3 protein-coding genes are annotated in these 2,251 nt (G+C 64.4%); 2 read left to right on the forward strand and 1 reads right to left on the reverse strand.

The window, feature by feature from the left end:
• Positions 1 to 500, forward strand: a 500-nt coding sequence (locus VFG33_RS09270) for a carbohydrate ABC transporter permease (RefSeq protein WP_325024489.1), incomplete at its 5' end; no start/stop codon positions are given.
• Positions 497 to 1,324: a carbohydrate ABC transporter permease gene (locus tag VFG33_RS09275; RefSeq protein ID WP_325024491.1), complete on the forward strand. Its 828-nt coding sequence runs from the start codon at positions 497 to 499 to the stop codon at positions 1,322 to 1,324. The genes VFG33_RS09270 and VFG33_RS09275, both read left to right, overlap by 4 nt.
• Positions 1,325 to 1,333: 9 nt before the next feature.
• On the opposite strand, the gene VFG33_RS09280 is transcribed toward VFG33_RS09275, so the two are convergent.
• Positions 1,334 to 1,849 carry a GNAT family N-acetyltransferase gene (locus VFG33_RS09280; RefSeq protein ID WP_325024493.1) on the reverse strand — a complete coding sequence of 172 codons (516 nt, stop codon included), beginning with the start codon at positions 1,847 to 1,849 and terminating at the stop codon, positions 1,334 to 1,336.
• Positions 1,850 to 2,251: the final 402 nt, after the last annotated feature.

The raw sequence follows: 2,251 nt of genomic DNA on the forward strand, positions 1-2,251 counted from the left end.
TGCTGAGCGCCTTCCTGAACGACGACGGCACCCTGAACGTGATCCTGAACAAGATCGGCCTGCCCGGTCAGGACTGGTTGTACGCGGCACCGATCATCGCGGTCTCGATCGCCAACATCTGGCGCGGTACGGCGTTCTCGATGCTGGTGTACTCCGCGGCGCTGAGCGAGGTACCGAAGGAGATCGAGGAGTCGGCCGAGATGGACGGTGCGGCCGGGGTCCGACGGCTGTGGTGGGTCACCCTGCCGATGATCAGCCGGGCGATGCTGACCAACCTGATGCTGATCACCCTGCAGACGTTGAGCGTCTTCGGTCTGATCTACGCGATGACGCGCGGCGGCCCCGGGACGAAGAGTCAAACCTTACCGCTGTACATGTACGAGCAGGCCTTCAGCTTCTCGCAGATCGGCTACGGCACCGCGATCGCGCTGGTGATGCTGGCGATCGGTGCGGTGTTCTCGCTGATCTACCTGCGTGGACTGAACTCGGAGGCCGCATGATCGCCCGTGACCGGATCAGCAAGCTGTCCGCGAACCTGGTACTGCTCGGGATCGGCGTGCTGTTCGTGCTGCCGTTGCTCTGGGTGCTGTTCGCCTCGATCAATCGGACGGCGGGACTGCGCGTCGAGCTCCCGAGCAACCCGACGCTGGAGAATTTCCGGGCGGTGCTGAACACCGATACGACGTACCGGCCGGTGCTGAACGGTCTGGTGCTGTGTGGCGGCGCGGCCCTGTTGACGATGGTCTGCGCCGTGCTGGCGGCCTATCCGCTGTCGCGGTTCAAGTCGAAGTTCAACCGGCCGTTCCTGCTGACCGTGTTGTTCTGCACGGGTCTGCCGATCACGGCGGTGATGGTGCCGGTGTACGGCTTGTTCGTGCAGCTGAACCTGGTGGACACGCTCGGCGGCACGATCATGTTCATGGCGACCGCCTCGCTGCCGTTCGCGATCTGGCTGTGCAAGACGTTCATGGACGGCGTACCGATCTCGCTGGAGGAAGCAGCGTGGGTCGACGGCGCCGGCAATATGCAGGCACTCCGCCGGATCGTGCTCCCGCTGATGTGGCCCGGGATCGCGGTGGTGCTGATCTTCACCTTCATCGGAATGTGGGGCAACTTCTTCGTCCCCTTCATGCTGCTGCTCTCACCCGAGCGACTGCCGGCCTCGGTCAGCATCTTCACCTTCTTCGGCCAGTACGGCGAACCCAACTACGGCCAGCTCGCGGCGTACTCCCTGATCTACACCACCCCGGTCCTGGTCCTCTATCTCCTCCTGAGCCGCAAGCTAGGCGGAGCCTTCGCCCTCGGCGGCGCCATCAAGGGCTAGTAGGAGGATCTAGTCCTTGCGGACCTTCTTGGCATAAGGGCGGAAGCCGCGCTTCTGGTAGTTGGGGAGGGCGTTCGGGTGGTCGAGCGTCGAGGTGTGCAGCCAGACTCGGTTCGTGCTGGGGTTCAGAGTCCACGCGGTCTGGATGGTGAGCGTCAGGGCATGTCCGCCGAGCCCCCGGCCGACGTACTCCGGGACGAGGCCGAAATGGGAGATCTGAACCTCCTCCCCGCCGTCCGCGGTCTCGTTCGGCAGGTACGAGGTGATGCCGGCGTACTGCGGGCCGGCCTCGTCGTCGTGGGTGACGAACCACACCTGCCTGAGTGGGTCGTTCAGGTACTCCGCCCACCGCTCCTCCGACCAAGACAAGGTCCGCCACTGGTGCGGACGCCCTACCCGCACGAGCAGCTCGCGGATCAACGGTGACCCGGCCTCCGCCCTCTCGAGCCGCACACCCGGGACCGCGGTCGCCTCGACCAACTCGTCGGGGCTCGTCATCTCCAGATAGGTGACGATCTCTGTCATTCCCTCACTCCTCCAGTCATCCGCCGAACACCAGCCCCCATCGTGCCAACCTCCACCGACATTCCTGGTTGGACATTGTGTCTCGCGGGTGGTCTTGTCCTGACCGCGGAGCCTCTAGTTCGGTGTACGTCGGACCGACGTGGGAATGTGGTTGCCTATAGCAATTGCACGAGGAAGGCGTGGAGGCGGCTGGTGCTTCGGGGTGCATTGGTGATGTGGTTGCGTCGGTGCATTGGCAGTGTGGTTGCGCCCGGTGCATTGGCAGTGTGGTTGCGCGGTCTCCGCTGCGGGAGTGTGCTAGTCGACGTGGTGGGTGTCAAGGGCGCTTCGCGGCCCTTCGGGCTCGAACAAGTTCGACCCTTGACACCCACCACGTCGACCAGGGAAGGACGCAGCTACGCG

This window comes from Kribbella sp. (assembly GCF_035687465.1).
In the GTDB taxonomy this organism is placed as follows: domain Bacteria; phylum Actinomycetota; class Actinomycetes; order Propionibacteriales; family Kribbellaceae; genus Kribbella.

Coding starts and splice junctions, on each gene's coding strand:
- VFG33_RS09275 (WP_325024491.1), top strand. CDS start 497: ATGATCGCCCGTGACCGGATCAGCAAGCTGTCCGCGAACCTGGTACTG.
- VFG33_RS09280 (WP_325024493.1), bottom strand. CDS start 1,849: ATGACAGAGATCGTCACCTATCTGGAGATGACGAGCCCCGACGAGTTG.